Source organism: Verrucomicrobiaceae bacterium, from assembly GCA_016713035.1.
In the GTDB taxonomy this organism is placed as follows: domain Bacteria; phylum Verrucomicrobiota; class Verrucomicrobiia; order Verrucomicrobiales; family Verrucomicrobiaceae; genus Prosthecobacter.
On the sequence record JADJPW010000006.1, the window covers coordinates 99,018 to 123,446 of the forward strand.

General features: G+C 59.2%; 20 protein-coding genes and 1 pseudogene. 13 read left to right on the plus strand and 8 right to left on the minus strand.

The window, feature by feature from the left end; all coding sequences use genetic code 11:
- Positions 1-145: 145 nt before the first annotated feature.
- Positions 146-1,421: pseudogene (locus IPK32_17530) on the plus strand (IS4 family transposase).
- Positions 1,422-1,478: 57 nt separating this feature from the next.
- Here the strand turns inward: IPK32_17530 and IPK32_17535 are convergent.
- From IPK32_17535 to IPK32_17555, 5 genes are all read right to left on the minus strand, one after another.
- A complete protein-coding gene (locus IPK32_17535; protein MBK8093719.1) occupies positions 1,479-1,952 on the minus strand; it encodes a hypothetical protein in 474 nt (157 codons plus the stop codon).
- Complete coding sequence (locus IPK32_17540) at positions 1,949-2,818, minus strand: ISL3 family transposase (GenBank protein MBK8093720.1); 870 nt, start codon at positions 2,816-2,818, stop codon at positions 1,949-1,951. The genes IPK32_17535 and IPK32_17540 overlap by 4 nt, the downstream gene beginning before the upstream one ends.
- Positions 2,730-3,125 (minus strand): transposase family protein, encoded by a 396-nt coding sequence (locus IPK32_17545; protein ID MBK8093721.1) that lies wholly within the window; start codon positions 3,123-3,125, stop codon positions 2,730-2,732. The genes IPK32_17540 and IPK32_17545 overlap by 89 nt, the downstream gene beginning before the upstream one ends.
- Before the next feature lie 437 nt (positions 3,126-3,562).
- Positions 3,563-4,363, minus strand: a complete 801-nt coding sequence (locus tag IPK32_17550) for a TatD family hydrolase (GenBank protein ID MBK8093722.1) — start codon at positions 4,361-4,363, stop codon at positions 3,563-3,565.
- A gap of 33 nt (positions 4,364-4,396) precedes the next feature.
- On the minus strand, positions 4,397-4,675 hold the full coding sequence (locus IPK32_17555) for a hypothetical protein (GenBank protein MBK8093723.1): 279 nt from the start codon (positions 4,673-4,675) through the stop codon (positions 4,397-4,399).
- Between the two features lie 82 nt (positions 4,676-4,757).
- Here IPK32_17555 and moeB point away from each other — a divergent pair, with 82 nt between their 5' ends.
- The 10 genes from moeB to IPK32_17605 all read left to right on the plus strand — a co-directional run bounded on the left by moeB (position 4,758) and on the right by IPK32_17605 (position 18,784).
- On the plus strand, positions 4,758-5,903 hold the full coding sequence (moeB, locus tag IPK32_17560; protein ID MBK8093724.1) for a molybdopterin-synthase adenylyltransferase MoeB: 1,146 nt from the start codon (positions 4,758-4,760) through the stop codon (positions 5,901-5,903).
- A gap of 7 nt (positions 5,904-5,910) precedes the next feature.
- The gene (locus IPK32_17565; protein MBK8093725.1) at positions 5,911-6,111 is read left to right on the plus strand and encodes a hypothetical protein; all 201 of its coding nucleotides are present in this window, start codon (positions 5,911-5,913) and stop codon (positions 6,109-6,111) included.
- Positions 6,112-6,125: 14 nt separating this feature from the next.
- Positions 6,126-7,928 (plus strand): sulfatase-like hydrolase/transferase, encoded by a 1,803-nt coding sequence (locus tag IPK32_17570; GenBank protein MBK8093726.1) that lies wholly within the window; start codon positions 6,126-6,128, stop codon positions 7,926-7,928.
- 77 nt (positions 7,929-8,005) lie between these two features.
- Positions 8,006-8,680 carry a ribulose-phosphate 3-epimerase gene (gene rpe / locus IPK32_17575; protein ID MBK8093727.1) on the plus strand — a complete coding sequence of 225 codons (675 nt, stop codon included), beginning with the start codon at positions 8,006-8,008 and terminating at the stop codon, positions 8,678-8,680.
- A 13-nt stretch (positions 8,681-8,693) separates the two neighbouring features.
- The gene (locus IPK32_17580; GenBank protein MBK8093728.1) at positions 8,694-9,572 is read left to right on the plus strand and encodes an RluA family pseudouridine synthase; all 879 of its coding nucleotides are present in this window, start codon (positions 8,694-8,696) and stop codon (positions 9,570-9,572) included.
- A gap of 83 nt (positions 9,573-9,655) precedes the next feature.
- Complete coding sequence (locus IPK32_17585; protein ID MBK8093729.1) at positions 9,656-10,960, plus strand: MFS transporter; 1,305 nt, start codon at positions 9,656-9,658, stop codon at positions 10,958-10,960.
- A gap of 74 nt (positions 10,961-11,034) precedes the next feature.
- Complete coding sequence (locus IPK32_17590; GenBank protein ID MBK8093730.1) at positions 11,035-11,874, plus strand: hypothetical protein; 840 nt, start codon at positions 11,035-11,037, stop codon at positions 11,872-11,874.
- Positions 11,835-12,287, plus strand: coding sequence for a hypothetical protein (locus IPK32_17595; GenBank protein MBK8093731.1), 453 nt, complete (start codon positions 11,835-11,837; stop codon positions 12,285-12,287). Before IPK32_17590 ends, IPK32_17595 begins: the two co-directional genes overlap by 40 nt.
- A gap of 92 nt (positions 12,288-12,379) precedes the next feature.
- Positions 12,380-15,370, plus strand: coding sequence for a PD-(D/E)XK nuclease family protein (locus tag IPK32_17600; protein ID MBK8093732.1), 2,991 nt, complete (start codon positions 12,380-12,382; stop codon positions 15,368-15,370).
- A gap of 90 nt (positions 15,371-15,460) precedes the next feature.
- The gene (locus IPK32_17605) at positions 15,461-18,784 is read left to right on the plus strand and encodes a UvrD-helicase domain-containing protein (GenBank protein ID MBK8093733.1); all 3,324 of its coding nucleotides are present in this window, start codon (positions 15,461-15,463) and stop codon (positions 18,782-18,784) included.
- Here the strand turns inward: IPK32_17605 and IPK32_17610 are convergent.
- Positions 18,757-20,673 (minus strand): hypothetical protein, encoded by a 1,917-nt coding sequence (locus IPK32_17610; protein MBK8093734.1) that lies wholly within the window; start codon positions 20,671-20,673, stop codon positions 18,757-18,759. The genes IPK32_17605 and IPK32_17610 overlap by 28 nt on opposite strands.
- A 280-nt stretch (positions 20,674-20,953) precedes the next feature.
- On the opposite strand from IPK32_17610, the gene IPK32_17615 reads away from it, so the two are divergent.
- Together IPK32_17615 and IPK32_17620 are read left to right on the plus strand one after the other, a co-directional pair.
- The gene (locus IPK32_17615) at positions 20,954-22,696 is read left to right on the plus strand and encodes an exo-alpha-sialidase (GenBank protein MBK8093735.1); all 1,743 of its coding nucleotides are present in this window, start codon (positions 20,954-20,956) and stop codon (positions 22,694-22,696) included.
- Between the two features lie 91 nt (positions 22,697-22,787).
- Positions 22,788-23,672: a TIM barrel protein gene (locus IPK32_17620; protein MBK8093736.1), complete on the plus strand. Its 885-nt coding sequence runs from the start codon at positions 22,788-22,790 to the stop codon at positions 23,670-23,672.
- A 5-nt stretch (positions 23,673-23,677) separates the two neighbouring features.
- On the opposite strand, the gene IPK32_17625 is transcribed toward IPK32_17620, so the two are convergent.
- Together IPK32_17625 and IPK32_17630 are read right to left on the minus strand one after the other, a co-directional pair.
- Entirely contained in the window at positions 23,678-23,905 is a 228-nt protein-coding gene (locus tag IPK32_17625) for a hypothetical protein (GenBank protein MBK8093737.1), read from the minus strand.
- A gap of 151 nt (positions 23,906-24,056) precedes the next feature.
- Complete coding sequence (locus IPK32_17630; GenBank protein ID MBK8093738.1) at positions 24,057-24,305, minus strand: hypothetical protein; 249 nt, start codon at positions 24,303-24,305, stop codon at positions 24,057-24,059.
- Positions 24,306-24,429 lie beyond the last annotated feature (124 nt).

Here is a 24,429-nt window from a genome sequence, read left to right on the forward strand (position 1 = left end):
TCGACTGCTGCCAGTTTCATTTCGACAAGCTGCCGGAGTGATTTTTTTTGTGAACCCCAGGAAGAAAAATTTCCACAGGCGTCCCATAGAGATTTGAGTTGGAGAGTGCTGACTGAGGGCGGGAAGTGGCTTGATTTGGAGTGCGATGTCAAAATCAACACACACACACGCTACCCAGCCAGCACGTCACCACATCAATGTTCTCGGGCAGATGCTCAAGCTCATTCCGCGTGACATCATTCACAAGTCTGCCAAGGAGACTGGTGTCGATTTCAAAGCTCGCACCTACAGCGTGCTCAACCATCTCGGCACGATGATCTTTGCACAGCTGGCTCACGCTCTGAGCCTCAATGATGTGTGCGACTGGCTGCGGCTCAAGACTCGTGCCATCGCTGCCTTTGGTCTCACGCCGCCCTCGCGCACCTTCAGCATCGTGATCCAAGTTTTGGACGGCAGCGTCCCGGCGGCAGTGCCGGGCATTCGCTGCTGCATCGATTCAAAGCACGCATCCACGCCGTTGATTCGACCGTAATGGAGTTGGTTGCCAACTGCATGGATTGGGCCAAGCAAGGCCGCCGCGAAGATGCATCTGCGGCTCGGCCTCAATGGCTTTCTGCCCACCTTTGCCATCGTCGATACCGCTGGCGAGAATGACAACAAACGTGCTCGCGAGGTTTGTGCCGGGCTGGAGGAAGGCGAGATCGTCGTCTTCGACAAAGCCTATGTGGACTTCGCGCACCTGCATGATCTCGACGTGAGCGGCATGCAGTGGGTGACGCGTGCGAAGGACAACTTTTGCTACCGCACCGTGCGCAATTTTCCAGTAGAGAAGGGCGGCAAGATCGTCAAAGACCAGATGGTGAAGCTCACAGGGAGCAAATGGAAGAAGCTCGCAGGCTGGACTCTGCGCCGCGTGGAAGCCTGGGTGGAGGTCGATGATGCGGAGCGCCTGATGGTCTTCATTTGATCCGCCCCTCCGGGGGGGGGCTTCGGGCAGCCTGCGGCTTGTCTATCTCGCTCCGCTCGGTTCCAACACCACCACCTGGAGCCCAATGAGCGTGTGCGACCTCTACCGAGCCCGCTGGGACATCGAAGTGTTCTTCAAGCAAGTGAAGCAGACCCTCAAGCTCGGCGACTTCCTCGGCCACAGCGACAACGCCATCCGCTGGCAGGTATGGACGGCGCTGCTGGTGTATGTGCTGCTGCGCTTTGCCGCACACATCGGCCAGTGGGGTCACAGCTTTACGCGGCTATTCGCCGTCATGCGTGCCGCGATGTGGGTGCGGATCGACCTCGTGAGATTGCTGCGAAGTTATGGGACAGCAGGAGGCAGCTTTACGCTGCTAGGCACTCCACAAACCGCGTGGTTACCAGGGTTTGAGCCAGCACGAACGCGATCTCATGGGACAGCCCCCGCCTGATTTCGCCCACGAAGTCACGCCGTAAGACACAAAACCTCTACTCGACCCCCAGCGATTTTATCCACACTGCCTGCTCAAACCACCAGCTCGTCCTTCATTTCGGCAGGCTATGGGATGGCTGTGAAAATCATTCGAAGATGTTACGGCTAAGGTGATACTGCCGTTGCTTCCAAAAGTGGTGTCTGTGGTGCCGTCCACATTAAGGCGCGTAAGGATGGCAGGATTATTGAAGTGATTGAAAAGCGCCAGGACTTTGCCATCGGCCTGTAGAGCAGTCAGGCAGCTCGTGCGCTCCAGAACATCAAATGCCTTAATGCCTGCCAAGGCATTACCTGTGTTTAGTGATGTGTCAGGCCTGCCGTTGGCAAGATACCGTAGTACCAGTGCATTCGTATTGTATGGAGATACCTCCATGCGATTCGTCCCTGCAACCACGATCCTCCCATCTGGCATCAAGGCAAAGCTGCTTACTCTTTCATCTCCACCCAAAGCCGTAATCAGGTTCATCCGGGAAGTTGGTGCGGCATTCAAGTGCCGGTGAGTATGTCTTTTGACTCGTGGAGCGCGTAGATGCGTAGGTGGAGGAAGTCCACATCGCGGTAGCCGTAGGCTAGGCGCGTGAGGCGGCCGATTTTGTTGTTGAGGCCCTCCATGATGCCGGAGCTGATCGGATGGTCGAAGTAGCTGAGTATTTGCCGCGCGTGCGTCAGCATCGTGTTGGCGAGCTGCTTGAGCGGCCCGATGGCCGTGGCGTAGGCTTTGAGTATCCACTCTTGCAGATACTTTTGCGCTGCCTCCTTGCCCGGCTGGTTCCATAGCTGGCGTAGCTCCTCTTTGAGATAGTAGGCTTTGGAGAGCGGCTCGTTGTAGGCGAGGGCTTCCTCCAATTTCGGGCGCTTGTCCGGCGGCAGATTCTCCCTGCCGTAGAGCAGCAGGTAGCGCGTGCCTTTAATGAACTTCTGTCCGGTGAGCTCTAGTGTGCGCTGCAGACCGCGCCGTATCTCGTCGATCTTCTCGTTGGCGAGCTTGATGATGTGGAAGTGATCAAAGACAATCGCGGCGTCAGGCAGGTGCTCGTTGATGGCGCTCCAGTAAGCTCCGCTCATGTCGCAGGCCACCGCCTCAATGTGGGCACCGCTGCGCCGCAGCCGCTCCCAGAAGCCCTCCAGGGCCTCCTTGCCGCGTCCTTTGCCCACCCAAAGCACGCGTCCGCTTTCCAGATCGACCACCAGGGTGACGTATTTGGCCTTCTTGCCAAGGTAGTTTTCGTCCACGCCGATGCGCCTGACTTCGCGCATTTCCACCTTCTCAAAGCGCCGTGCCAAATCGGCCTTCACAATGCTTTTGACCGTGTCCCAACCCAGGTGTGTGAAGCGTGCCACGTCTTGCAGGCTCATGAAGCGGCTCAGGCTCGCAGACGAATCGAGCTAGGGCGCGGCTGTGGTGGCTGTAGGCGGGAGCAAAGGGGGAGTGCTCGAAGCTTTTGCCACAGCCACGACACTCGCATTTGGGCACCTCCACCACCAGCACCACTTGTTTGGGGCCGATGGGCAGGGTTTTGATGCGTCGCTGCCTTTTGCCGCGCCTCCAATACTCCCGCCCCTGGCAGTGCGGGCACTCAATGTGCTGATCCTTGACCGCTAGATGGAACTCCACCCGGCCCTCCACATACTTCGTGCTGCGATACTCGTATCCTTCGCGCACGCCAAACGCGTGATATAGCAAACTCTGGCTCATCCTGCCCTTTTGCCATCGTCACGCCCCCCTCCGCACCAACTTCCCGGATGAACCCGTAATCACCACGCCAGGTGAAAAAGTCGTATCAAACTCACCTCCTTGGCCCAGGGCAAACAAAGTGGAGCAGGCAATAATAAATCCGCACCAGCAATGGGGATTACGTCTAGACATGGTGGCTGAGTGAATAAGCCAAGACATGCTCACGGCTAGCCGAAGTTGCACACTTTTTGCCAATAATAGCGAATTTTGTCCAATAAGTAGCCCCACTAACTGCTGCTTTGGTATGACCCTGATTCCGTGAGATAATTGAGTTATCGAAGGCAGAGGTGAAAACCAGCGGGTGGACTTGGAATGCCTGATTTGAGAAGGAGATGGCTGAATTAGCTCACGGATTTGCGATGACATTAGAGCGTGAACTTCTCACACTGGCCCATGAAGGCTCGTGGATTGTCCCAGGCGACGCGTTGGATCATTTCGGGGGGCCAGCCGCGGTGGCGCATGGCTTGCATGGTCTTGGGGACGGCTAGGGGGTCGCTGATGCCCCAGTCGCAGGCGCTGTTCATCCAGATGCGCTCGGCGTGGCGGTGCTCCAGCATGTCGATGGCGCGGTGCTGGGTGCACTTGCTCTCGGGGTAGAGGGTGATGCCGGCCCAGAAGCCGTGATCGAGGACGTGATCAATGGTGTGCTCCTCGACGTGGTCGATGATGACTCGCTCGGGTTTGATCTTGGGGAAGTTTTTCAGCGCATCGACGATGAGGCGGGTGCCTTTGAGCTTGTCTTCCAGGTGCGGGGTGTGGATGAGCACGAGCTGATCGTAGTCCTGCGCCACCTGGACGTGCTGCTCGAAGATTTTGAGCTCGTTGCGGCTGTTTTTGTTGAGGCCGATCTCGCCGATGCCGAGCACGCCGGGCTTGTCGATGAACTGCGGGATGAGGGCGATGACTTCTTCGGCGAGTTTCATGTCCTCGGCCTCCTTCGGGTTGATGCAGAGCCAGCAGAAGTGCTTGATGCCGAATTTGGCGGCACGCTTGGGCTCGTACTCGGTGATCTGGCGGAAGTAGTCGTAGAAGCCGTCGGCGCTGGCGCGGTCAAAACCGGCCCAGAAGGCGGGCTCGCAGATGGCCTGGCAGCCTGCGAGTGCCATACGCTCGTAGTCGTCGGTGGTGCGGCTGACCATGTGGCCGTGGGGTTCGATGTAGTTCATGCGCTTCGCTGTTCTCGGTTCGCAGTTCTCAGTTCACGGTTTGTGAGCGCCAATGGCGCCTTGGATGGTGGCTTTGGCGATGGGGTCGGTGCTGGGATCGCTGAAGCTGAGGAGGACCTCCTTTGCACGCTGCGGTTTGTCCTGGGAGAGCAGGGCGAGGGCGTTTTTGAGGGCTTGCACGCGGAAATCGCTGTCTTGACCGGCACGTTGCACGCGGTCGAGGAAGGCGGCGAGGTCGATGAGCTTCGAGCGTGAGTCCATGAAGCCGAGATCGACCAGATTGACAGAGGATGGGGGTGTCCAATCGGGCATGAGCGCAGTTTAAGCAGCGTAAAGAGGGCCGCAACCGTCGGAATCGTTGCATGCAGGCGGGGCCGCGCCATCGTGTGGGCTGATGACAGACCTCAGTACTGACGAATTGCGCCGTTATGCGCGGCACCTCGCGATTCCCGAATTCGGGATCGAGGGGCAGCGTCGTCTGCGCGGATCGCGGGTGCTGTGCATCGGTGCAGGCGGTTTAGGCTCGCCCATCACGATGTATTTGGCGGCAGCGGGCATCGGTGGGCTAGGCCTGGTCGATCCTGATGTGGTGGAGATGAGCAATCTCCAGCGCCAGATCCTCTTCGGACAGCGTGATCTAGGTAAAAAGAAGCTGGAGGCCGCCCGCGAGCGCCTGCTGGACCTCAATCCGCATGTCGATGTGCAGCTTTACCCGGAGCGCTTCACGGCGGCCAATGCCATGCGCATCGCTGCGGACTACGATGTCATCATTGATGGCACAGACAATTTCCCCACGCGCTATCTGAGCAATGACGTGGCTGTCTGGCTGCGCAAGCCGAACGTCTATGGCAGCATCCTGCGCTTTGATGGGCAGGTGAGTGTCTTTGCTCCGCACCTGGGAGGGCCATGTTATCGCTGCATGTGTCCACAGCCGCCGCCGCCGGGTCTGGTGCCTAGTTGTGCTGAAGGGGGCGTGCTCGGGGTGCTGCCGGGTATCATCGGGAGCATGCAGGCGCTGGAGGCCATCAAGCTGCTCACCAGCACCGGCCAGCCGCTCGTGGGCAGACTGCTTCATCTCGATACTCTGAGCATGCGCACACGTGTGCTGAATCTGCGCCGTGATCCAGACTGCCCGGTCTGTGGTCAGAATCCATCCATCACCCAACCCATCGACTACGAAGGCTTTTGCGGCATTCCCAAAGTGCCTGCATCGACCTCCCCCGAACCCTCTATGACCGTTCACGAACTCAAACAGCTCCGCGATGCCGGAGACGACCATTTTCTCCTCGATGTGCGCGAGCCGCACGAGCAATCCATCTGCCGCATCGAAGGTGCCACCCTCATCCCCCTCGGAGAGCTCGATAATCGCACCGCCGAGCTGCCGAAAGGCAAGCGCATCCTCGTCCACTGCAAAAGCGGCGGACGCAGTGCCCGTGCGGTGAGCCGGCTGCGTGAGCTTGGTTTTGAAAATGTGTGGAACATCTCTGGCGGCATCATCGCCTGGGCGCGTGAGATCGACCCCAAGATGGCGGAGTATTGAATCACCGATGAACTCCACGGACTGGATCGACGACTTTCTCCCCCTCTTGCGCTGTCCTGACACGCAGCAGCCGCTACGCCGTGCTACGGCCGAGGAATGCGCCGCACAGGGCCTCCAGGCTGCTCTAGCGCGGGTAGATGGCAGTGGCTTTTTTGTCATTGATGCCGGGATTCCCATCCTACTGCCGAAAGAGCCGGTCAAAGGATGAGTTACACAGCAGCCATGCTGACCCGACTCTGCCTTTTTGCTGCTGTATTGCTCACAGTGCCGCTTTTTGCCGCGCCACCGAATGTCGTCGTGCTGCTAGCCGATGACGCAGGCTGGGGCGATTACTCCATCAACGGCAACACGAACCTCCAGACGCCGCACATCGACAAGTTGGCCCGTGGAGGGGCTAGTTTTGACCGTTTCTTCGTCTGCGCTCTGTGTGCACCGACTCGGGCGGAATTCCTCACCGGACGCTATCACAGCCGTGGTGGCGTGCTCGGTGTCTCCGAGGGCCAGGAACGACTCAATACCGATGAAAAGACCGTGGCAGACCATTTTAAGGCCAGCGGCTATGCCACGGGCATCTTCGGAAAATGGCATAATGGCAGCCAGTGGCCCTATCACCCGAACGCACGCGGTTTTGACGAATTCATCGGCTACACCAGCGGGCATTGGGGTGAGTACTTCGATCCGCCGCTGGAGAAAAATGGCACGTTGTTCAAGGCGAAGGGCTTCATCGTCGATGTGCTCGTCGAGCATGCGCTGGGCTTCTTGGAGCGGAATCGCGAGCGGCCCTTTTTTTGCTACATCCCGCTCACTACACCGCACTCGCCCTTTAGCGTGCCAGATCGGCATTGGGATAAGTTTAAAGACAGCCCTGTGAAACTGCGCGGAGCCGATGGCGATGCGGAGGACTTGCAAGTCACCCGCACCGTGCTCGCCATGCTCGACAACATCGACATGAACGTCGGTCGCGTGCTGGAAAAGCTCACGCAGCTCCAACTCACGGAAAACACCATTGTCGTGTATTTCAACGACAACGGCCCCAACAGCGCTCGCTGGAACGGCGGCATGAAGGGCAAAAAAGGCGTCACGGATGAAGGTGGCGTGCGCAGCGTTTGCTACATCCGCTGGCCCGCGAAAATCAAAGCTGGGACCCAGCTCACCCAAATCAGCGGTGCCATCGACCTGCTGCCCACGCTCACTGCCTTGGCCGGGGTGCCCGCAGAGAGTGCAAAGCCACTCGATGGCTGGGATTGGTCCCCGGAGCTGCTGGGGCTGGGCGTGCGGCGGCCCTCACGCACCATCATGAACTACAACGGCGGTCGTCTCAGTGTGCGCACGCAGTCACACCGGCTCGATGCCTCTGGGGCTCTCTTTAACATGGAGACCGATCCTTTGCAGAAGACCGACATCGCCGCTGCACAGCCTGCCATCACGGCAGAACTCAGCGCCGCAGCGACGAATTGGCACCGCGAGGTCTTTGGGCGTCCTTATGCCGCTGCACCCGCTGATGGAAAAAAGAAGGGGAAGGCCAAAGGTGGTGCCAGGATGCCCGATGACCGTCCTTATCCCGTCGGTTACGCCGAATTCCCCATCACCATGCTGCCTGCACGCGATGGCAAAGCCCACGGTGGCATCCAGCGCAGCTCAGGGGCACCGAACTGCTCCTATTTCGTGCATTGGAATTCAAAAGAGGACTCCATGACCTGGGACATCGACGTGCATACCGCTGGCGAGTACGCTGTCAGCATCGACTACGCCTGCCCAGAGGCCGATGTGGGCTCCACCATCGAGTTGAGCCTCGGAGAGGCCAAAACGAGCACTCAAGTCACTCCCGGCTGGTATCCGCCCCTGCACGACGACCAAGACCGCGTCCCGCGCAAAGGCGAAAGCATCATGCGTGACTTCAAAACGCTCACCCTACCGCCTCTGCGGCTCCCCGCAGGTCGCGGGCTGCTGACGCTGCGTGCTCTCGAGATCCCCGCTGCCAGCGTGGCGGAGATCCGCCGCGTTACACTCACGCTGAAGAAGTAGATGCAGCGCTCGATCCTGGAGAGAATAAAAATTGCGCAGCCTTGAATGTTCGATGTTCGATGTTTTAGAGAGGCTGCATGAATCACGACACACGCCTCATCCTCCCCTCCTTACTCGCCGCAGACTGGTCAAAGGTGGGAGCAGAGGTGCAGCGAGCCGAAGCTGCGGGTGCTCAGTGGCTGCACCTGGATGTCATGGATGGTAGTTTTGTCGATAACATCTCCTTTGGCCCCCAGATGGTGCAGACCGTGCGGAAAGGCACCTCCATGTATCTGGATGTGCATCTCATGATCCATCGTGCGGATCATTATCTGGAGCGCTTCCTCAAAGCTGGCGCGGATAACATCACCATCCACGTCGAGGCCGACTACGACAGCTCCGTGGCAGAGACTCTGCACCGCATCCGTGCCGCTGGGAAGCACTGCGGCATCGCCCTGCACCCCAGCACGTCTTTTGAGGCCGCGCTGCCCTTTATCCAAGACATCGACTTGCTCCTCATCATGACCGTGGTGCCAGGATTCGGCGGTCAGCCCTTCATGGAGAAGGAAACCATGCCAAAGCTCGCCGCAGCACGCGACTACCGCGCTGCACACGGCCTGAAATACCACCTGGAGGTGGATGGCGGCATCTACACTCACACAGCGCCCATCGCGCAGCAGCATGGCGCGAATCTTTTCGTCTGCGGCACATCCTCTTTTGGCCACGCAGACATGAGCACGGCTATGCGTGAGCTCGCAGCCTCCGTGGCCTGATCCACCCATCCACATGAATCTCGACCGCACCGTCAGCGAGCCCTCCAAGCTGCTCCCCCATCTCTTCACCGCCTACCCGGAGGTCCAGAAGACCAAGGTCCGCCAATGGCTGAAATTCAGTGGAGTCCACGTCAATGGACAGCCCATCACCCGTCATGATCACGAGCTGGAGAAAGGTGATCGCATCACCATCCAGCCACCTAAAGCCCCCGCGCGTGTGCAGCAGACGCCACTGCCCTCTGGCCTCAGCATCGTGCATGAGGATGATGACCTGATCGTGCTCGAAAAAGGCGCTGGATGGCTCACCATCGCCAAAGACAATGGCAAAGGCCGCAATGTGTACTCGGTGCTCACAGACTACGTGCGCTCCGTGAACCCACGGCTGAAGGTGTGGATCGTTCACCGCCTCGACCGCGATACGAGCGGCCTAATCGTCTTTGCGAAAAACGAGGAGGCCAAGCACTGGCTCCAGGACCACTGGCAGGACTTTGAAAAACGCTATCTCGCTGTCGTCGAAGGCTCCATCGCGACCCAAAGCGGCACGCTGCGCTCCTTTCTCGATGAATCGAATCCGCTCCGCGTCCGCAGTGCGCCACCTAGCGAGGAAACGCGTGAAGCCATCACTCATTACCGCGTGGTCAGGCAGTCTTCCGGCCACTCGCTCATCGAGCTGACGCTGGAAACCGGGCGCAGGCACCAGATCCGCGTGCAGCTCTCAGACGCCCGCTGCCCCGTCGTCGGGGACGAGCGCTACGGTGCGAAAAAGGACCCTCCCGCCAGCCGACTGGCCCTGCATGCCGCGCACCTGCACTTTCAGCATCCACGCGATGGTCGTGAGATGACCTTTGAGTCACCGCTGCCTGCTGAGATGGCAAAGATGATGAGTCATTAGAGGCGGAGGATTTTACTTCAGGAGTGCTTCCGCTGTCTGAATTCGACGTCTCTTTGGTGATCCATCGCGATATTGGCAGGTAGATGGCGTTTAGGACGTCTCTTCGCATGGATAGCTCTCTCCGCCCCACCCGCACCCGTCATGGCGTGATCCTTTTCGCCGTGATGCTCGGCATCATTCATTACATCGACCGCGTGTGCATCTCGAAGGCTCGGCCCTACATCCAGGAGGATCTGCGGCTCGATGACACCCAGATGGGACTCGTCTTTGCCGCCTTCACACTGGCGTATGCGCTTTTCGAGATCCCAGGAGGATGGCTGGGAGATAAATGGGGGCCACGTCGGGTGCTGCTACGCATCGTGATGTTCTGGAGCTTCTTCACCGCCGCCACTGGCTATGCGTGGAATCAGATGTCGATGATGGTGTGCCGGTTCCTCTTTGGCGCTGGGGAGGCGGGAGGCTTCCCGAATATCGCCAAGATGTTCAGCGTCTGGCTGCCAAAGCGTGAGCATGACATGGCGCAGGGCATCACCTGGCTGGCTGCACGATGGGGTGGTGCCTTCACTCCGCTGCTGGTCGTATGGGTGCTGAGCATGGTGAGCTGGCGGATGACCTTTGTGATCTTCGCCTTCCTAGGCGTGTTATGGGTGATTTTTTTCGCCCTCTGGTTCCGCGATGATCCGGCGAAACATCCGCGTGTGAATGCCGCAGAGCTCGCCTTGCTGGAGCAGTCACGGCAGAATCTGGGTGCTGGCCACGCAGCGATTCCTTGGAAGAGGCTACTGACCTCACGATCCGTGCTGCTGCTGTGGCTGTACTATTTCTGCATCAGCTATGTGTGGTACTTTTATATCACTTGGTTACCGAAGTTCATGGAGGCTGAAAACGGTCTTCACATGGACATGAAAGCCACCACCAGCTCCGTGCTCAATGGCCTGCCTCTTTTTCTAGGCGGCATCGGCTGCTTTCTCGGCGGCATACTGGCCCGGCGGCTGAGTGCTGCCACGGGACGTGTCAGCATGGCGAGGCGTGTGCTCGGCGTCACGGGCATGCTGGCGGCAGGATTGCTCATCGTGCTGGCAGCGCAGACGAAAAATGCCACCTGGGCCATGCTGGCACTGGGTATGTCGGGTTTCTTCAATGATCTGTCCATGCCCGGTGCCTGGGGTGCCTGCATGGACATCGGTGGCAAGCTCGCCGGCTCGGTCTCTGGCAGCATGAATATGATCGGGAATTTCGGCGGGGCACTGGGCAGTGTCGCGGTGCCGTGGCTGATGAAGGAATTGGGCTACGGCTGGGAAGGCGTGATGCTGGTCGCTGCCAGCACCTATCTCATCTCCGCGCTCTGCTGGGCCTTCATCGACAGTGATGAGCGATTGCAGGAATGATGCGGCATGTCCGGCCCGGTAGTTTGAGGGATGAAAGCCCTTTGTTCCTGGCAAAAAATGGTCATAGCTGCCTCATGGACGCTTTTTTTAACCAATTGGGCCGCACGGTGCTGGAGCGCTGGAAGCGTGCGAATTTTTCTCTGGAGCAGTTTCCTGCGATCGCTCAGCAAGCTCTCACCGAAAAGCCGCCGTCGAAGCATGTGAATCTCGCCACGCTGATGCGTGAATTCCTTCTCCAGGAAGAGCAGCCGCTACAGAGTCAGTCGGGCTTCGGGCAGCCAGAAATCATGGCCTACGAGCATCCGCGCTTCTACATCCAGCTACTCTTCTGGATGGATGGCACCACGGACATCCACCAGCATGAGTTCTCGGGTGCTTTCCATGTCATGCATGGCTCCAGCATCCATGCGCAGTATGGTTTTGAAAAGGCGCAGTCCATCACGCCCCATCTGCGAGTGGGAGAGGTGCGGGTGAAGAAAATCGAGCTGCTGGAGACGGGCCGCACGGTGCCGATCATCTCTGGCTCTGCCTGTATCCACGCGTTGTTTCACCTGGATACGCCCTCTGTGACCGTGGTGGTGCGCACTCAGAATGATCCGGGCACGAGGCCGCAGTTTAATTATCTGCCGCCGCACGTCGCCATTGATCCGATGCACAGTGATACACTGACGATGCGCCGGAAGCAGTTGCTCGATGTGCTAGAGCAGACAGGAGCGCCAGATTACGCCAAAATCGTGCTCCAGATGATCCGTGGCCTCGATTTTGAGCGTGGCTTTTTCATTCTGCAAAACGCCATGGCCCATCTGCATGATCTGGGGCGCTGGGAGGCTGTTTTGGCTGCTTTTAGCAAAAACATGGCTCCCTCGCTCACGGTGTGCCCGCGACCCTGCAAGAGGGTGTGCGACGTGATGTGATCAAAAATCTGCGTGGGCAGGTCACGGAGCCGGAGCACCGCTTTTTCCTGGCTTTGCTGATGAACGTGACGACGTGCAAAGACCTACTCACCCTCGTCAAACAGCGCTTTGCAGACACATCTCCCGTGGAGACGGTTTTGCGCTGGCTGGAGGAGCTAGCGATCCAGTCCGAGGACGGCGTGAGCATCCTAGACGCCTATTTCCCAGAATCCGTGCCCATCACGCCGGATGAGCAACTCAGCGTGTTGCTCGCCACCGCACGCTTCTTCATGACTGGAGGCAAAAAGATGCCTGCGCTGCTGCGCAAGATCGACCGGAGCTATATGCCCGCGCTCATTCTCACCTTCACCCGGACGAGCCTGAGCCCGCTGATGCATTCTGCCGAGTTGGCGAACCTCCAGCGAGCTCGCTGACCGTCGCATCGGTCGCACAGTGTCACGCGGCGCTGCTTTCTCCCTTGCGGGCTTGTCGCCTTGCGCGGAATGCGTGAGTGCTCCTTTCCCCCATGGCACGCGCAAAGAAGAACAATGTCCCCACGGATCAGCCCGACCTCTTTCATGAAGGGCAGGGGAATGCTGTGGCAGGGTCGCTGACACGGCGCTTCCTCGGCTGGGAGCGCTCGCTGCTGCGGGCAGTGGCGGAGCATCTCGCCGCAGAGTGGGATGGCCATGGGGCACTCGATTTGGATGGTTGGCTCATCATTGTCCCCACGCGGAATGCAGGCCGGAGACTGCGTGAGGCACTAGCCATGCTGGCGGCAGAAAAAAATGCCGCAGTGCTGCCGCCGCGAGTCGTGACGCCGGATTTCCTCACCTCGCCAGAGCGGCTGGAGGATGTGCAGACGGCTGATAGCATGCAGACCAGGCTCATCTGGGCTGCGGAGCTGCTGCGGCTGGATTTTGCGGCGCATCGCCAGCTCTTCCCGGTCGATCCGGTAGAGCGTGGCCTGAAATGGGCACTGAAAACGGCGGGCGACCTGCTGGAGCTGCGTGAGACGCTCAATGAAAAAGGCCTCTCCATGGCGGATGCTGCACGCCTCTTTGAAAACACCGCCATGGAGCCGGAGCGCTGGCTCGATCTGGCCAAAATCGAGCTCCAATGCGTGCTCGCGACTGAGCAATACGGTCTGCTAGACTGGCAAGTGGCACGCCGACGTGCTGCGGCGCTGGGAAAGCCGCCTGCGGGGCTGCGCCGTGTGGTGATGGCCGGCGTGACAGATCCCTCTGCCCTAGCGATCGAGGCGCTGCAGCGCTGGGCACGCTCCGTGCCGGTGGAGGTGCTGATCTATGCGCCAGAGGCCACGCATGGCGGATGCTATGATGCCTTTGGCAGGCCGGTGCCAGAAGTATGGCTGACACGACAAATCGTGATCCCAGAGCCCGAGTCCACTATTCACATCGCGGGCTCGCCCGTGGAGCAGGCAGATGCCGCCGCAGACATGTTACGCGGATATGATGATCCAGGCAGCATCGCCGCACTGGGTGTGGCGGATGCTGTCGTCACAGCTCCGCTGGAAAAGGCGCTGGAGGCCCGTGGCATCAACGCCTTTGATCCAGCGGGCCGTAGCATGAGCACGCATGGCATTTTTTATCTGCTGCGGCTGCTCGCACGGATCACGGACACTCGCTCCTTCCGCTCCGTGGCAGAGCTTTTGCGCTGTCCAGACATCACGGAGACGATCCGGCATCATCTCAAGAATGCAGAAGACGAAAACCCCTCGCTCTCTCGCCTTCTCGATGACTTCGACACGCTCGCAGCGGAGGCGCTGCCGGACACGCTCGATGATGCGCTGGAGCTCGCTCCGCGAGTCTTCTCTGGTCCACGCCGTGAGGGTAGCGCGGTGCCTTCGGCATTGGCGTGGATCGACTCGCGGCTGCAAAAGCTCGCTGGTGGCGATTTCGGTGCCGCATTGGCTGAATTTTTGGGTGAAATCTTCGAGCGACGCAGCTTCCGCACGGATCGGCCACAGGATGCTGTATTCGTCGAGATCGCCAAGCAGATCACCAGCGTGCTCGATACACTCGAAGGCTCTGTGGTGGAAAAAATCCCCGGTGGGCTCGATGTCGCGAGCAAGCTGGAGCTGCTCCTCCTCGCTCTGGAAGGTCAGTCCTACTATCCAGATCGTCGTGCACGAGACATCGACCTCCAAGGCTGGCTAGAGCTGCTCTGGGAGGATGCGCCGCATCTCATCATCACTGGCATGAATGATGGCAAGGCCCCCGAGTCCATACTTGGCCACGCCTTCCTACCAGACTCCGCTCGGCGTGCGCTGGGCCTACGGCACAATGACACGCGTTTCGCCCGTGATGCGGCGCTGCTCGATACACTCATCGGCAGTCGCAAAGAGCGTGGTGGGCGTGTGGATCTGCTCTTTGGTCGCACCGGTGCTGAGGACGAGCCACTGCGCCCATCTCGCCTGCTTTTCCAATGCTCCGATGCGGAGCTGGCTAGCCGCGTGCTGCATTTTTTCAAAAAGCCGCCTTCTCGTGCCGACATCGTGCCGTGGCGGCTCGCGTGGCAGCTCCAGCCGCAGCCTTTATCGGATGCGGCGTCGGTGTTTCACAAACTCAGCGTCACCAGCTTCCGCTCGTATCTCACTTGTCCATTTCGGTTCTATCTCTCGCATGGGCTGCGCATGCAGGAAGTCGGTACAGCAGGTGGCGAAATGGAGTCGATGGACTTTGGCAATCTGCTGCACGCCGTGCTGGAGGCCTTTGCCAAAGAGCCTGCTGCACGCGATTCGGAGGATGCAGAGGTCATTCGTGCAGCCTTTCATGCGCTGCTAGATCGGCATCTGCATGGCAAATACGGCGCACGCCTTACCGTGCCGGTGATGATCCAGCGTGAGGCCGCTCGGCAACGACTCGGTTGGTGGGCGGATGAAGAGGCCGCACAGCGTCGTGATGGATGGCGCATCCTAGCAGCGGAGACACCGATCAGCACCGATGAAGAGCCCTGGTTGCTCGCGGGCATGCGGATCAATGGCACGGTGGACCGCATCGAGCGGCATCCGCAGCGCGGTGTGCGCTTGATCGACTTCAAATCCTACTCGCCCTACGACGCGGTAAAGCGGACACGCCGCACCGTGGAGGAATACCACATCGCCAAACTGAAGCGTAGTGACGAACCAGCCCTCCTGCCGCCATGGCAGCTCACCACCACCTCCGAGGGCGACGCTGCACGCTGGACCGATCTGCAACTGCCGCTTTATCGTCTGGCCATGCAGCGTCGCTATGCTGGTGAGCGCCTCACCGCCGCCTACGTCACACTGGGGCGCACGCGGGCTGATTTAGGTCTCGATGAATGGCCCGCACTGGAGGGCGAGATGCTGCAAAGTGCCCAAGCCTGCGCCGAAGGCATCATCGCCGCCATCCGTGCCCGCACCTTCTGGCCACCAGCAGAAAAAATGCCCTTCAGCGACGACTTTGAGGCACTCTTCCTCGGTGATGTGCTGGCGGCCGTGGATGCCTCCGCGCTCACTTCTGTGCCCAAATGAGCTTCATCGCCTCAGCGTGAATTTTTCCGTCGAAAAGAGTCCGCAAACCACTGTTTGCAGCCGCTTTGAGGAACCAGTAAAGACACAGGCATGTCCACCGCACTCCCGAATGAAATGATCCTCGCCTCGGCGGGGTCGGGGAAGACGTGGCAGCTCACGAATCGCTTCATTGCCCTGATGGGGCAGCAGCGCATGGCTGGCGTGGATGTGACGCCGGAGCGGATCGTGGCGGTGACTTTCACGCGAAAGGCCGCTGGCGAGTTCTTTGACTCTATTTTGGTGAAGCTGGCGAAAGCGGCTGCGAGCGCAGATTTCGCCGCTGGGCTTGCTGGGGATGAAAAAGTCGATCCCGAGGCCAAAAATGATCCGTTGAGGCCCATTTTGAGAAGCCTGAGCAGCGATGATTATCGAGCGCTGCTGCGTGTCTTCATCTCGCGGATGCCACGGCTGTTTCTCGGCACGCTGGATAGTTTCTTCAGTGGCATCTTGCGCAGTTTTCCGGCGGAATTCGGCCTAGCGGGTGATTTTGAGATCCTCAGTCAGCATCAGGCCACGGTGGAGCGTGAGCGTGTGTATCAGCAGGTCTTCCAGCGAACCCTGCCGGGGCTGCAATCTCGCCCAGATGGCCTCGCGGCGCAGAAGAATTTCCTGGAGGCCTTTCGCCGCGCGACGTTCGGGCGTGAGGAGGCTGGCATCCGCTCGGTGCTGGATCAGTTTATCGAGAATCATCATGAAATCCTGCTCCACGCGGCCCGTGAGCAGTTGTGGGGCGATCCACGGGTCATCTGGCCGCAGGGCTGTCCCTGGCTGCATAGGCTCGATGACGTGGAGGCGGCTTTGGTGCGGCTTTTTGCTGAATTGGAGACTCTCAACATGGAGGAGAGTCAGCAGGCGTTCTGGGATGAATTCCGCGCAGAAGTGCCGCGCCATGTCCCAGGCTCTGCCTTGCCACGGCGGCTGCATTCCTTTCTGGAGAAGGTTTTGCCAGCCTGGAGCGAGCTGGAGGCCGGAGAGTTCACCCTCACCGTGAATCGCAAAAAGCAGAAGCTGGGCAAATCCATCTGCGCTGCCTTTTTGCCGATCCTGCGGCACATCGTGGCGGGTGAGCTCATCACACGGCTGGAGCGCACACGCGGCGTGTGGCAGGTGCTCAGTCTGTATGAGGAAAACTGGTCGCATCAGGTGCGGCGACGCGGGCGGCTGACTTTTCAGGACATGGAGCTGATCCTCGCGGGGCATGAGTTCGCAGCGGACATGCCGCGGCCCATTCTCACGCAGACTGCGGATGCAGAGGCGCGGCTGCGCATCGACTACCGGCTGGATGCACGGTATGATCATTGGCTGCTGGATGAATTCCAGGACACCAATCATGTGCAGTGGAAGGTGATCGAGAACCTGATCGACGAAGCGGTGCAGGACAGCAGTGATGAGCGCACGCTCTTCCTCGTCGGCGATGTGAAGCAGGCCATCTATGCCTGGCGCGGGGGCGATACGCGGCTGCTGGATGACATCCGTGCCCGCTACAATGCGGGAAGCCAGGATCGCATCGTCACGCGGCCACTGAACGTCTCCTGGCGCAGTGGGCATGACGTGATTGACATGGTGAACCGTGTCTTCGGTCATAATGCGGCCTTTGAGGAAGTGAAGGTTCCACTGGAGACACGCCAGCGCTGGCCATGGCGTCCTCACAGCGTCGCCGGTGTGCATGATGCGATGCCGGGCCATGCCATGCTACTGCATCCAGCGCCGCCAGAAGGCGGCAAAGTGACAGAAGAGGAGCGCTTCGCACTCACGGTGGGCATTTTGGAGGAGATCCAGCCCGTGGCACGCGGTCTGAGCTGCGCCATCCTGGTGCAGGATAATCGCACGGGCCGTGCGCTGGTCGATCACATCCGTGCACACTCGCCTTCACGCATTCCGGTGCTCTGCGAGTCGGAAATCGCCATCGCCACGGACAATGCGCTCACCTTGGCCCTACTGAGCATCATCAAAGTGGCCGCGCATCCCGGTGACACGATGGCCTGGGAGCATCTACGCATGACGCCTTTCCGTGTGGTGCTGGAGCGCATGGAGATGCCACTTGGCCGCATGGTGGATTCTGTGCTGCGGCAGATTTTTGAAGAAGGCTTCGAGGCCGTGCTACGCCGCTGGCAGCGTGAGCTGGAGAGCACGGGTGGCGTGGTGCTGGATGCCTTCAGCCTACGCCGTGCAGAGGAGCTGGCGCTGGCGGCGCGGCTCTTTGATCAGGGCGGTGGGCGTGATGCAGATGAATTCCTAGCCTATGCAGCTAGCTACACCTCGCGTGAGCCAGATACCCATGGAGCGGTGCAGATCATGACCATTCATAAGTCGAAGGGCCTCACCTTTGACTGTGTGATCCTGCCGGATGTGGAGGGGGACAAGCTCACCGATGTGCGGCGCGGCATTGGGGTGAAGCGCGGCCCCCAGCGGCAGGTGGAGTGGATCTATGATCTGCCACCTTCGGACATCGTCCGTGCTGATCCGGTGCTAAGACAATACCGCGAGGATTTGGAGGCCGAAGCTGCCTACGAGGAGCTGTGCAAATTCTACGTCGCCCTCACGCGTGCGAAGCATGCCAACTATGTCATCGCCGCTCCACGCTCTGCGACATCGAAGTCGGAAAATTTCATCAAACTCCTGGGCATCACGCTGGGTGAGGGCGGTGAAGACTGCGATGCATGCCAGTTCGGCGGAGTGGATGCCGTGATCGCGTATCAATCCGCCACGAAGGCCACTGATCCACGCTGGTTCGAGCAAGTAGCGCGTGAGTCGGCAACTCCAGAGCCCCAGGTGTCTCAAGAGATGCCCACCGTGTCTGCGCCTGGTCGCCAGCGTCCGGTGCGGCGCACGCCGAGCGGGAGCGAGAAGGCCGTCGTCACCGCCAAGCAGCTCTTCTCACGCGGTGGTGGTTTTGCGCGGGCACATGGCACGCTCGTGCATGCGCTGCTGGAGCAGATCGAGTGGCTGGATGAGATGAGTGAGGCCGATCTCGCGGCCCGCTGGGTTGCCGTGCCCTGTGCAGAGCCCAATCAGCGCCAAAGGGCGGAAGACGAGGCCCGGCGCAGCCTCTCCGTGCCTGCCATGCGTGCCGCGCTGAGTCGCCCGAGCCCGCAGGCCGTGTGCTGGCGTGAAAAGCGCTTTGAGATTCTGCTAAAGGATGAGTGGTTGAGCGGGACTTTTGACCGTGTGGTGATCGAGCCAGGCCATGCGACGATCCTGGACTTCAAAACGGATAAAACCGATTCCGATGAAGCCCTCGCCGCACGCGTAGAGGGCTACAGGCCGCAGCTTGAGACGTATCGTGAGGTGCTCAGTCGCATGACCGGCCTGTCCACCGATCAGATCGCTTGCCGCCTGCTTTTTACTCAGCGCGGCACGGTGGTGGAACTCTGAGCGGGGCTGTTTTTCAGCCGATAGAGCGTCAGATTATCACTACCGCAGACGATGTAGCATTGAGCGGCGATTTCTGGCGGAATAGGCCCATCTCCAGCACGCAAAATGTGCCGAATGCCGACATGGTGCATGAATTTCAGGCTCCACTCATGAATAGGCTCTCCTTCACGGAAGGGAACCATCTCCATCGGTAGGAAATCCATCGCTGCACGGGAGAAGCGGTTTTCAAAGTCTGCCGACTTCAGCGGCCAGAGCCGAATGCAGCGAGTATCGAGCAGCGCGGCGACGAAAGACTGCTTTGGCAGCCACCAAGCGCGATCCTTGGCGGAGAAGTAGCCGAAAGGCTCTCCCGCGAGGGCTTGTTTGATTTCGTTGAGCTGTGCGGGTGTCCATGGTGTCTTGGCCATGTCTTTTTGCTGCCGGTTCAGGGTCGTCACACCGAAGGCGGTGCATAAAACCATCGCTACAATCGCGATCCATCGCTGCCAGGCCACGCTCGCGGTAGAAAGCCGTGCGAGTCCCCAGAAGCCGATGGGCATAGCTAGGAGAGTATTGGGGAAATCGGTGAAGTGGAGCTGTTCGACGTTTTGGAAAAGATAAGTGGCCACCATGCCTCCTGTGACACCGCTGAACGCTAACCAACCGAGAAGCCGTGCACGCTGTGAAATGGCATCTTCACTGCGATTACGCACAAGTCGCAGCCATCCAGGCAGGAATAACACACACACGCCGATGCCGACGAGGGTGCTCAGACCACCATGCATGAAAGCCGTGGCAGCGTGCTTCAGGGTGATGCCTTCCTCGCCATTGCTGACGGATGTGGTGGCCCCTAGCCCTGCCTGCACGAGGATCATGGTGACTAAAATGAGTCCGACCGCCGCTGCGGCGGGCTTGTAGAGCGAGCGATCGCGCAGGAGTACACCTGCACACATCAGCACGCCCACGGCGATGCCGGCACCACCGACGAAATGTGGTGAACTGATCGTGGCGCAGACGATGAGCGCAGCCGCTAGCGCCTGCCGCCCACGCAGCCAAGAGAGCAGGATGGCGAAGACCATCACCGCCTCATAATAATAAGAGATGAAGAAGAAAAAGCTCTCTCGCGAGTGCTCCACATGCCCAAAGGGAGCGAATGCCCGCATCGCCTCCGGGTAGGGCATGGCCATCAGGGAAAGCACGGCGATGGCGAGACTGCGCAGCGGGGACCAGCCTGTGAGTGTGCGGACGATCGCTGTCACCAAAAGTAACACAATCAAGGTGGTGATGATGCCGGTAGTGACGAGCACGGCCTCGATGGAGGGCATGCCTGTGACCTTGGAGATGAGCAGGCCCATCCACATCGGCCCCCAGTGATACCAGAGGTCCTGTGAGCGGCCTGCGGCCACGGCGTGGAGCCCCGTCGTCGCGGCCCAGCCGGTGGAGACTTTTGCCTCTCCGATGCCCTTTGAAAGCATCGCGAAATATCCGTAGTCACTGTGATCGAGCCGGATCAAATCGCCCTCACCCGTCCAGTCTGCACGCCAGAGTTGATAAGCGCAGCAACCTGCGAAGGTGAGCAGCACCACGAGCCAAATACCGCGCCGCTGCTCCGCCGTTGCATGATTAGGTGCCGCCGCAGCGAACTTTCGCCGTGCCCAAAAAGCAAAGCCCAGCAACACCAGCGGCGGCATGAGATGAATGCCCGCGCGGCCAAAATAAAGCGTGATGCCGATCCCGATCGTGAAGATCATCCCGAAGACCAGATTCAGCGCTAGACGCTTCAGTGCATCTCCATCATCAAAACGCCGCGCGGTGAGCAAGTGACCGACAACAGCAAACAGGACCAAGCAGACGAGAGCCGTAAAAATGTTCGCAAATGGCTGCGCAAGGACGGTGGGATTAGAGAACATTGAGTAAGCTCGTCTCCAGAAAGGTCTTTTCAACGCATTTGGACTAAGCGGCAGCTTTGTGCTGTTTTTCTTTCCGCCACAGGCCTCGCGGCGCTCGCTCGTTCCCAATTCTGCAACCCAACAACTACAATCCTATCATGTCTGCTCCAGTTCGCTTCGCTTTCGCCGGTTTCGGCACCTGGGGAAAGTTTCAGTCTCTATCAAATCCATCCGCCAGGGAAAACCACTACCCGTGGGCGAGCTGCTGAAGTTTTAGCGCTGTTGGCCGCGTATCGTTCGCATGCGCCTCCTCGCTCTTTTTAGCATCTTCTTCATTCGGGCCGTTTTTGCGGCGGAATCTCCCACATTGCACCCGCAGGCATCTGCCCTGCATGCGGCGCATCAGGGGCCTTTTGTGACCACGGCAGATGGTGGCGTGCTCTGCATCGACTCAAAGAATGCCCTGCGCAGCGCTGATGAAGGGCGCACTTGGTCCACGAGTCCACTTTTCGCCGCTGGGGCCAAATTTGCCGTCAGCAACGAGCGGGCACTCCTGCGCACGCGTGAAGGTGTGATCATCTCTGCCTGGATGAATGGTGCAGAGAGGAAAACACCGCCCGGCTGGCACTGGGGAGAAAAAAGTGTGAAGTGGACAGATTTCATCCTGCCTACCTACAGCTGCCGCAGCACTGATGACGGAAAGACGTGGCAGACGCCAGTGAAGCTGAGTGACCCGTGGTGCGGCTGCATTCACTCAATGATCCAACTGAAGAGCGGACGCATCGTGCTTGTGGGGCAGGAAATCATCGCCCAGTGGCGTCATGCCACGGTGATGTGGGTCTCGGATGATCTCGGCCAAAGCTGGCAACGTGGTGATGTACTCGATTACGGCATCGGAGAGCATGACCACGCGGGCAGCCTCGAGGGTAGCGTGGTGGAGCGAGCCGATGGCTCACTGTATCTGCTGCTGCGCACGGAGTCTGGCTTTCTGTGGGAGGCGACCTCACGCGATGGCCTGAAGTGGGGCGGATTGAAGCAGACGGCGATCAAATCCGTTACTTGTTGCCCACAGATGGCACGCCTCTCCGATGGACGCATCGCACTGCTCTGGAATGCCTCTCCGCGCCACAATCCTAGCAGCGGCTCCAGCCGTGCGGAGCTGTCATTGGCCTTCTCCAGCGATGAGGCGGCTACTTGGAGCAAGCCCATCATCGTCGCGGCGAATTACGCCCCCGCAGGACGTGTGTCCTATCCCTATTTATATGAGAGAAAGCCCGGCGAACTATGGATCACCACCATGCAGGGCGGTCTGCGCATGCGGGTGGAGACAGCGAGCCTCAGCAAAGGCGAAATTCCCGTTTTTGTGCCCCCACCGCAGTCCGTGCCGAAGCCAGGCGGCATTTTCATGTTTGGTGACAGCACCACCGCAGCACGCGGCACTGTGAAAGTCTATGCCGAGCGTGTGAACATCATGCTCCAGAGCATCGGTTCCTCTTTGAGCGTCTATAATGCCGGGAAACCCAGCGATACCACCGCACAGGCCGTGAAGCGCCTGCAAACCGACGTTTTGGCCTACAAGCCCCGCATTGTCGTGATGCAGTTCGGTATCAATGATAGTGCGGTTGATGTGTGGAGAAAACCGCCTGCCTCCACCCCTCGCGTGAGTTTGGAGTCCTACACGTCGAATTACCGCTCGATGATTCTCGCGGCACAGAAGTCCGGGGCCAAAGTCATCCTCATGACGACCAATCCGCTGCGCTGGACCTCCAAGCTGATCGAGCTCTATGGCAAGCCGCCCTACGATCCTGAAAGTGAGGGCGGATTCGAAAAACCGCATCTGCTCGCCTACAACGATGCCGTGCGTGCCCTGGCCAAGGAACTGAAAGTCACGCTTGTCGATGTGTATGCATCTTATCCCGAGTTTACGGCGAAAAAGAAACTCACCGTCTCGGAAATGATCCCTGATGGCATGCATCCTGGTGATTCTGGGCAGGAACTCGTCTCCCAGCTCCTGCTGCCTGCGATTCGTAGCCTCCTGCGCTGAGTTTCACCCATGCAGGAAGGATCAGAGCATGCGCAGCGTTCAAAGTCCGCACTTGCAGGCCTGTTTCCGCCTGTGAATGCTCCCACTGACCATGAATCGCCGCCACTTCTTCACTACCGCCGCCGCTGCACTCGCCGCCACACGTCTCGATGCACAGAGCACCGCCAAAGCGTCTGCCGACCCTGCTTACAAGATCAAGAACAGTGGCATTAAGCACACCCTCATGGGCTGGTGCTGGAAGCCGATGGACACACTAGAGCTAGCGCGGCATGCGAAGGACATCGGTCTCATCGGTATCGAAGGCATTGATCGCAAATATTATCCCGATGTAAAGAAGCTCGGCCTCGACATCTCGCTCGTCGGTGGCCACGGCTTCGCCAATGGTCCCTGCAACCCGAAATTCCGCGATGAGGTCATCGCCAAGCTCACGGAGGGCATCGACGTGGCGAAACAGTTTGGAAGCAAAAAAGTCATCACCTTCACGGGCATGCGATTCGATGGCATGGACCGCGAAAAGGCTATCCAAGACTGTCTGGACACCTGGAAGGCCGTTCTTCCTCATGCTGAGAAAAACGGCATCACACTCGTCCTTGAGCACCTGAACTCACGAGACAGCTCCCACCCGATGAAGGGCCATCCAGGCTACTTCGGTGATGATGTGGACTTTTGCGTGGATCTCATCAAGCAGATCGGCAGCCCGAATTTCAAGCTGCTCTTCGACATTTACCATGTCAGCATCATGAATGGTGACGTCATCCGCCGACTGCGGCTGCATAAGGACTACATTGGTCACATTCACACGGCGGGCAATCCTGGGCGCTGTGAGCTCGATGAGCATCAGGAGATCAATTACCCTGCCGTCATGCACGCGCTGGTGGAGACGGGTTACCACGATTTTGTGGCTCATGAGTTCATCCCGACATGGGAGGATACGATCCTGGCCCTGCGGCATGCTGCCATGGTCTGCGATGTGTGAGCTGGCTACTTCGGCGCGTCCTTTTTCTTTACCGGATATTTGCCCGGACTTTTCTCAAAGGCGCTGAGGCAGTCCGTGCAGCAGAAAGCGACGGGACCTTCCGCTGTCTTGACGCGATAGATCGGGCGTGCTGCCTTGCCATCGACAGGGCAGACGTCATTGATCGGCCAAGCGGCGAGCACGGTAGTCGCGGCGGCGAGACTGAGGAACCAAGTGGCGAAGTGTTTCTTCATAATGTGGTGCGCAGTGGGTTGTTCGTTGGCTGCGTGTCGGAAACGTAGAAGGCCAAGCGCCTCGTAGGTCTTCGCAAGAAACGCCCTTGGATGCACAAGGAAGGGTGCCTCTGCGCTGGGCTTTCACTCCAGCGCCTAATGGATTCCATCATCAGGACGGCTCAGTTTTATGAAGGCGGCCATAGTCCACGATCACCCTGCCAGTGAAATCTTCGCAGTACGTTTTTACGAAGCGCTCTCCGAATCGGATATCCGCTGAATCGTAGCCATGCTGGCTCTGCATGGCGGCTGAGATCACTGTGTCCACACCGACCATGGATGCGACAAGGTGCATATCTGTCTTTTGGATTTCCTCCAGGGTGATGCCGTGAAGCGGGCTCGACTCATCAATCACATGCATGAGAGTGAGTGCGGAGGGGAAGAGGGGTGAGGTAGTCGAAGGTGAGCTTCAGCGAATGAAAGGTGCGGAACAAGCCGTGCTCGAGAGTCTGCTACTGGCGGTGCATCATCATGCGGAATCCGTC

Bases quoted from the DNA above. Each gene is read 5' to 3' on its own strand.
- IPK32_17540 (MBK8093720.1), bottom strand. From the start codon at position 2,818: ATGAGCCTGCAAGACGTGGCACGCTTCACACACCTGGGTTGGGACACG.
- IPK32_17550 (MBK8093722.1), bottom strand. From the start codon at position 4,363: ATGAACTACATCGAACCCCACGGCCACATGGTCAGCCGCACCACCGAC.
- IPK32_17555 (MBK8093723.1), bottom strand. From the start codon at position 4,675: ATGCCCGATTGGACACCCCCATCCTCTGTCAATCTGGTCGATCTCGGC.
- moeB (MBK8093724.1), top strand. From the start codon at position 4,758: ATGACAGACCTCAGTACTGACGAATTGCGCCGTTATGCGCGGCACCTC.
- IPK32_17565 (MBK8093725.1), top strand. From the start codon at position 5,911: ATGAACTCCACGGACTGGATCGACGACTTTCTCCCCCTCTTGCGCTGT.
- IPK32_17570 (MBK8093726.1), top strand. From the start codon at position 6,126: ATGCTGACCCGACTCTGCCTTTTTGCTGCTGTATTGCTCACAGTGCCG.
- rpe (MBK8093727.1), top strand. From the start codon at position 8,006: ATGAATCACGACACACGCCTCATCCTCCCCTCCTTACTCGCCGCAGAC.
- IPK32_17580 (MBK8093728.1), top strand. From the start codon at position 8,694: ATGAATCTCGACCGCACCGTCAGCGAGCCCTCCAAGCTGCTCCCCCAT.
- IPK32_17585 (MBK8093729.1), top strand. From the start codon at position 9,656: ATGGCGTTTAGGACGTCTCTTCGCATGGATAGCTCTCTCCGCCCCACC.
- IPK32_17590 (MBK8093730.1), top strand. From the start codon at position 11,035: ATGGACGCTTTTTTTAACCAATTGGGCCGCACGGTGCTGGAGCGCTGG.
- IPK32_17600 (MBK8093732.1), top strand. From the start codon at position 12,380: ATGGCACGCGCAAAGAAGAACAATGTCCCCACGGATCAGCCCGACCTC.
- IPK32_17605 (MBK8093733.1), top strand. From the start codon at position 15,461: ATGTCCACCGCACTCCCGAATGAAATGATCCTCGCCTCGGCGGGGTCG.
- IPK32_17610 (MBK8093734.1), bottom strand. From the start codon at position 20,673: ATGTTCTCTAATCCCACCGTCCTTGCGCAGCCATTTGCGAACATTTTT.
- IPK32_17615 (MBK8093735.1), top strand. From the start codon at position 20,954: ATGCGCCTCCTCGCTCTTTTTAGCATCTTCTTCATTCGGGCCGTTTTT.
- IPK32_17620 (MBK8093736.1), top strand. From the start codon at position 22,788: ATGAATCGCCGCCACTTCTTCACTACCGCCGCCGCTGCACTCGCCGCC.
- IPK32_17625 (MBK8093737.1), bottom strand. From the start codon at position 23,905: ATGAAGAAACACTTCGCCACTTGGTTCCTCAGTCTCGCCGCCGCGACT.
- IPK32_17630 (MBK8093738.1), bottom strand. From the start codon at position 24,305: ATGCATGTGATTGATGAGTCGAGCCCGCTTCACGGCATCACCCTGGAG.